This window comes from Nitratidesulfovibrio oxamicus (assembly GCF_015731765.1).
Taxonomy (GTDB): Bacteria; Desulfobacterota; Desulfovibrionia; order Desulfovibrionales; family Desulfovibrionaceae; genus Cupidesulfovibrio; species Cupidesulfovibrio oxamicus.
In genome coordinates this window covers 1-5,660 of sequence record NZ_VRYY01000143.1, presented here as the reverse complement: position 1 = coordinate 5,660, position 5,660 = coordinate 1, and the positions used below count along the sequence as shown (strand labels likewise).

The 5,660-nt window shown below is 67.9% G+C and carries 4 protein-coding genes; all 4 read right to left on the bottom strand.

What is annotated here, in order from left to right; translation table 11 throughout:
- Positions 1–1,691: PEP/pyruvate-binding domain-containing protein (locus FVW20_RS06315; RefSeq protein ID WP_307831396.1), on the bottom strand; the 1,691-nt coding region annotated here is incomplete at its 3' end.
- Positions 1,692–1,824: 133 nt separating this feature from the next.
- On the bottom strand, positions 1,825–2,184 hold the full coding sequence (locus FVW20_RS06310) for a response regulator (protein ID WP_190245416.1): 360 nt from the start codon (positions 2,182–2,184) through the stop codon (positions 1,825–1,827).
- Between the two features lie 188 nt (positions 2,185–2,372).
- Positions 2,373–4,073, bottom strand: coding sequence for a sensor histidine kinase (locus FVW20_RS06305; protein ID WP_196608766.1), 1,701 nt, complete (start codon positions 4,071–4,073; stop codon positions 2,373–2,375).
- 375 nt (positions 4,074–4,448) lie between these two features.
- Positions 4,449–5,660: PEP-utilizing enzyme (locus FVW20_RS06300; RefSeq protein WP_269145815.1), on the bottom strand; the 1,212-nt coding region annotated here is incomplete at its 5' end.

Here is a 5,660-nt window from a genome sequence, read left to right as displayed (position 1 = left end):
TCGGCCACCACGGCGGAAGCGCGGGACAGCAGCGGCGCCCAGCGCGGCAGGGCGCGCTCAATGACCAGCACCCCGCCGTCGGGGAAGGACAACAGGTCCATGTCCTTGCGCACCACGTGGGCCAGGCCCGCGCCCGCCCCGGGGCTGACAGGGGTGCCGCCCAGCAGCAGCACCGGCGGACCGGATTCGCCGCAATTGTAGCCGCCCGGCAGGGGGCCGGTTTCGGCGGCGGCGACATCCCCTCCGGCGGCGTCGGCACCGCCCACGGGCGCGCATTCGCCCTCCGGAAGTTCATCGTGACGCGCCTCGCGCAGGGGGCGGCTTTGCAGGATGGTCAACTCGCCTTCCGGGCACACGGCCCATTCGATGTCCTGCGGTTCGCCGTAGAACACCTCGAACCCGGCGGCCAGCGCGGCTATTTCCAGGGCGCGGGCGTCGTCGATGCACGGGGCGTCCACCATGTCCGACGGCATGTCCTCCAGCCGCACGCCCTCGATGGGGTCGCGCACGAAGCGCTGGGGCTTGGCCGCTATCTGGCGCTGCGCCACCGCCATGGGCACCTCGCGCGAGACCACGAACACGTCGGGGCTGAAGCTGCCGTCCACCACGGCCTTGGGCAGGCCGGGCACGGCATTGATGACCACGGTGTTGTCACGCAGGTCCAGCGGATTGCGGCTGTAGGCAACGCCGCCCGCCACCGCATCCACCATGACCAGGCAGCCCACGCACATGGGCACGTCCTCGTCGGGGATGCCGCGCGCCAGGCGGTAGGTCATGGCGGTGACGCCGTACTTGCTGGCCACGATGTCCTTGAAGGTGTCCAGCACGTCCTCGGGCGGTACGTTGAGCTCCGAGCGGTACTGCCCGGCAAAGGAGGCGTCCAGCGAATCCTCGCCCACGGCGCTGGAGCGCACGGCAAAGCGCACCTCGGCGCCCGTGCAGGATCCGGCACCCGGGTGCGGTGCCGTCAGTGCATCATGCGGGGGCCCGGCCAGGCGCTCCACCTGCGCGGTGATGGCCTCGGCAAGTTCGTCGGGTACGGGCGCGGCCAGAATGAGCTGCTGGATGGACGCGGACAGCGCGAACACCTCGTCCAGCCGGGTGGCGTCCGCCGCCTGCACCCGCCGGTCGATCTCTTCCTGCAGCCCGCCCGCCTCCATGAAGCACTGGTAGCCCGTGGCCGTGACCACGAAGCCGTCGGGCACGGTGATGCCGAGGCGGCGGCGGATTTCGCCCAGGTTGGCCATCTTGCCGCCGGTCTGGTCGGCCATGTCCACGCCGGTCTCGGCAATGGGCAGCACCAGCGGCCCGCCGCCCGCGCGCACATGGGGGGCCACCACGGCCTCGATGCCCGCACGGATCTCGTCGAACTTCGTTTCCAGTTCCGGCCACCGGTCGTCGGACAGCGCGTTGAGGTGGCGCACGATCTGGAACACGCTGGCGCAGGCGCGGGTGCAGGCCCCGCGCACGTAGGTCATGCCGAAGGGGCGCACCCCGCGCAGCGCCTCTTCCATGTCGGCCATTATCTCGAGGGCGCTCTTGTTGGCGGACAGCAGCAGCCGGAACCGCGAACAGCGTTCGCGGTACAGCGCGCGCAGCCGTTCGGCTTCGGCGTCGGGCACGCCACCGTCCTGCGCAGGTGCGTCCTGCCGCCGGAACAGCGTGCCGAGTGTGTGGAAAAAACCGCCCATGTCGCGTCCGCCGTGGTCTGCGTCGTGATGTCCGCCGTCAGCCGGAACGTGCCGCCGGTGTTGCTGCCAATGATGCCGCCGGTTGTGCCTGTCTGGCCCGGCGCGGGCCGCAGTCCTGCCCGCGCGCCGCCGCTCAGGCGTGGCGCACGGCCTCGCCCAGCTTGAAGATCAGTTCGTTGATGGCCACGGGTTTGAGCATGTAGTCGAACGCGCCCAGTTCCATGCCGGTCAGGGCCGCGCCCAGGCTGGCATGCCCGGTCAGCAGCACCACCGGCACCTCGGGCCGCAGGGCCTTGATGCGCCGCAGCGTCTCCAACCCGTCCATGCCCGGCATCTTCACGTCCAGCACCACGGCGTCGTAGACGCCCTGCTCCACGCGCGCCACCGCGTCCGTGCCGTTGTCCGCCGTGTCCACCTCCATGCCGCGCCGCGCAAGCCGCTTGTGCATGAGGTCCAGGAATTCCGTCTCGTCATCCACGATGAGAATCTTCATGTCGTGGCCCTTTTTCAAAGATGTTCGGGGGAAGGGACCCTTTTCAAAGGGTCCCCTTCCCCCGGCCCCCATCCCCCCAAACTTTTCATTCGGGTGTGGGAGAGGCCGAGGGTGCCCTGCCGCCTCTATACGGGGGTGCAGGGGGCAAAGCCCACTGCCCGCCGGAGGCGTACAAAAAACAGCCGCAGCTACCGCAAGTTGAGCAGGGTATCCTGCGTGAAGGCGGGCGGTGCGGTGGGCAGGTACACGGTGAAGGTGGCCCCGTTGCCGGGGGTGCTTTCCGCCACGATGCGGCCGCCGAGTTTTTCCATGATCGAATAGCAGATGGCCAGACCAAGGCCGGTGCCTTCGCCTGCCTTCTTGGTGGTGTAGAACGGGTCGAAGATGTGTTCGAGCACCTCGGGGGTGATGCCCCCGCCGGTATCGGTGACGGACACGAACACTTCCTGTCCGCCTTCGGTGGCGCCGGTGCGCACGGTGATGGAGCCGCCCTGGCCCACGGCGTCGATGGCGTTGTCCAGCACGTTCAGGATCACCTGCTGCACCTGGGCCGTATCGGTGGTGATGGCGGGCAGTTCGGCGTCGAAATCCTTGTGGATGGTGATGGACCGGTGCAGGGCCTCGCTTTCCAGAAACTTCACGGTCTGCTCGGTCAGCACGTTGAGGGGCACGTCTTCCTGCATGGGTTCCATGCGGCGGCCAAAGCCCAGCATGCGGTGGGTGATGCCCTTGGCCCGGTCCACGTGCTGCTCGATCTTGACGGCGGCTTCCTCGATTTCGGTGTGGTGGGCCATGCGGGTTGCGTCCTCTTCGGACAGCAGGTCGCGGATCCACCCGGCGTTCTCGCGGATGAGCATGAGCGGGTTGTTCACCTCGTGCGCCACCCCGGCGGCCAGCTTGCCGAGGGCGGCCATCTTGCTGGACTGCATGAGCGATGCATCCAGCATGGCCTGCCTGCGGTCGGCCTCGATGACCTTGTCCACGATGATGCGGGTGGTGAAGAAGGTGCCCAGGCAGATGACCACGGCCCCGCCCAGCAGGAACAGCACCACGATGAGCTGGGTGTGCACCAGGGGCGAAAGCGGCTCGCGCGGGTCGTCCATGACCACCAGCAGCCAGGGCATGTTCTCCAGCCAGGTCATGCCGGTGACCATGGGCCTGCCGTCGGTGCTGGCCACGGTGTCCACCACCACCCCGCGCTTGGCCCTGTCGGGCATGGTCAGGTGCAGCCCGGATCTGGTCATGATGGCGCCGTTGTTGCGCGAATCGGATTGCAGGGTGCCGTCCACGGCCAGCAGAAAGGCGTCGCTGTTGGTGCCGGAATAGGCGCGGTGCAGCATGGCGCTGACGGCGGCGGAATCGATGGTGGCCCGCAGTATCCAGGCCCTGCCGTTCTCACGGCGCATGACCGCGATGATGAAGTGCGGAAAACGGCGGAACCCGGTGAACACGTCGCTGACGTACTGGCCCTTCAGCATCACCTCGTGGAACCACGGCTCGTCGCGGTAGTTGGCCGCTTCCAGCGAATACGGCCCCACGTAGGCCACGTGTTCGCCCTGGTCGTTGATGACGCCGATGTCCACGTAGGAGCGGGCATTGGACTGGATGACCCCGAAGATGGTGCCCAACTTGGCGGGGTCGGACAGTTCGCGGAACGAATGGGTCCAGGCCAGGCTCTTGATCTGCGAGACGCGCTCGGCCAGGAAGGTATCCAGCGCGCGGCGCTTGCTTTCGGTTACCGCCTCGATGCCAGAAACCATGCGCTCGTGGTAGGTCTTGGAAAACTGGAGATGGATGAAGAAGCCCAGCGCGAACAGCGGCACGAGCGAAAAGGCGAGCATGGCGAAGGTGAGCCTGCGCCGCAGCCTGGTATATCCGCCGATGTCCATCCAGCCTCCGTGGGCGGGCACCCCCCGCGAAAGGGGCACCCGGAAAAGACCGCCCGGAAAATATCACCGGAAAAAAGGGCCTGGGGAAAGGAAGGAAGGCGCCGTCCACGGCGTGAAAGTGTTGCCGATGCGGAACATCCGTTTCACAACGGATACGCCGGAACATTCGCGCGGCAACCTCCCTCCCCCGGCGGCGCACTTCTGGAACACGGGCCGCGCAGGGGTCACCCCATGTGCTACAATTACCCGATCATCCAGCATTTTACAATCGCCGGAAGTGTCAGGGCTGCCGAAACAGGGAAACATCCGGCAGCGGGTGCGCCCGTGCCCGGTCCGTGTCCGGCCTGTATCCGATGCGGCGCCGCTGGCAGGGAATCAGATGGGGGCGGCGGGATCCACGGCACGGCGCGGGCGGACGTCGTCCCCGGATGCGGCCTGACCGGCCTCTTCCAGCAGGCGACGGCAGTCGGCCAGCATGGCGGCGCGCCGCTCTGCCAACTGCGGCCCGTCGTTCATGATCATGTCCAGTTGGCGGGTATGGATGGTCATGTACCCGGCCACCAGCAGCATGCGCAGGGCTTCCGGCTGGGGCAGGTTTTCGATGCGGGCCGACAACGCGTCGCGCCGCACGGTGCAGGCAAAGCCGAATTCGCCCAGCAGCCCGGCCACGAACTCCACCCGGCGCACCCGGCGCTCGATGTTGGCGGCCCCGCCGCGCAACTGGAAGACCACGTAGTTTTCGGGCGTGCGTTCGCCCACCAGCGATTCCACGGCCACGAAATGGAAGCCGAAGCGCGAGTGCAGGCTGCAATAATTGCGCGAAACCATGAAGTAGTTGCGCTCGGTGAAGAACGCGCTCTGGGCCGCCGGGTCCAGGTGGGGGTTGGCCGTGGCCTCGAACATCACCGACAGGAAGCCCTTGGCGTCCACCGGCGGCGGCCCCTGCCACGGCACGGCGTTCATGCCGCGCCACAGGGTGCGCATGGGCACCGAGGTTATCCGCGCCACGGGCACCAGCGGTCCGCTGACCTCGCCGTCAAAGCCGTCGTCCAGGTTGACCACCCAGAACTGCTTGGGCACGTCGCACTGCAACTGCTTGACCCGTTGCGGGGCGTGGCGCTGCTGCGAGCCGAAGCGGAACATCTCGGCCACGGCCTTTTCGTGGCAGAACCGGCCCAGGTCGTGGAAGGTACGGCAGTTGGCCGCCTTGAAGTCGGGAGAATCCGGGTCAAGGGTCAGGGGCAGCATGTGGTGGGCGGCGGCGTCCAGCGCCTGCAACACCGGGCTGCCGGGCATGAAGTTGCACTCGTGCGCGGCCGATTCGATGAACCCCTCTATGCGGCCCGGATAGACCACACCCACGTCGCCGTGCACGGTGACCATGGCCCCCTGCTCCAGCAGATCCAGCGGGCTGCCCTGCCGGAACGGGCCGAACACGGCGGGCTTGCCGAATTCGCGCGCCACGGCGGCCAACTGGCTGGAAATGCGGCCCCGCTCGACCACCACGGCGCTGGCGCGGTCCATCAGCATGCCCCAGTCCGCCAGGTCGCGCGCCACCACCAGCACGGCGCCGTCGGGGAAGCTGCG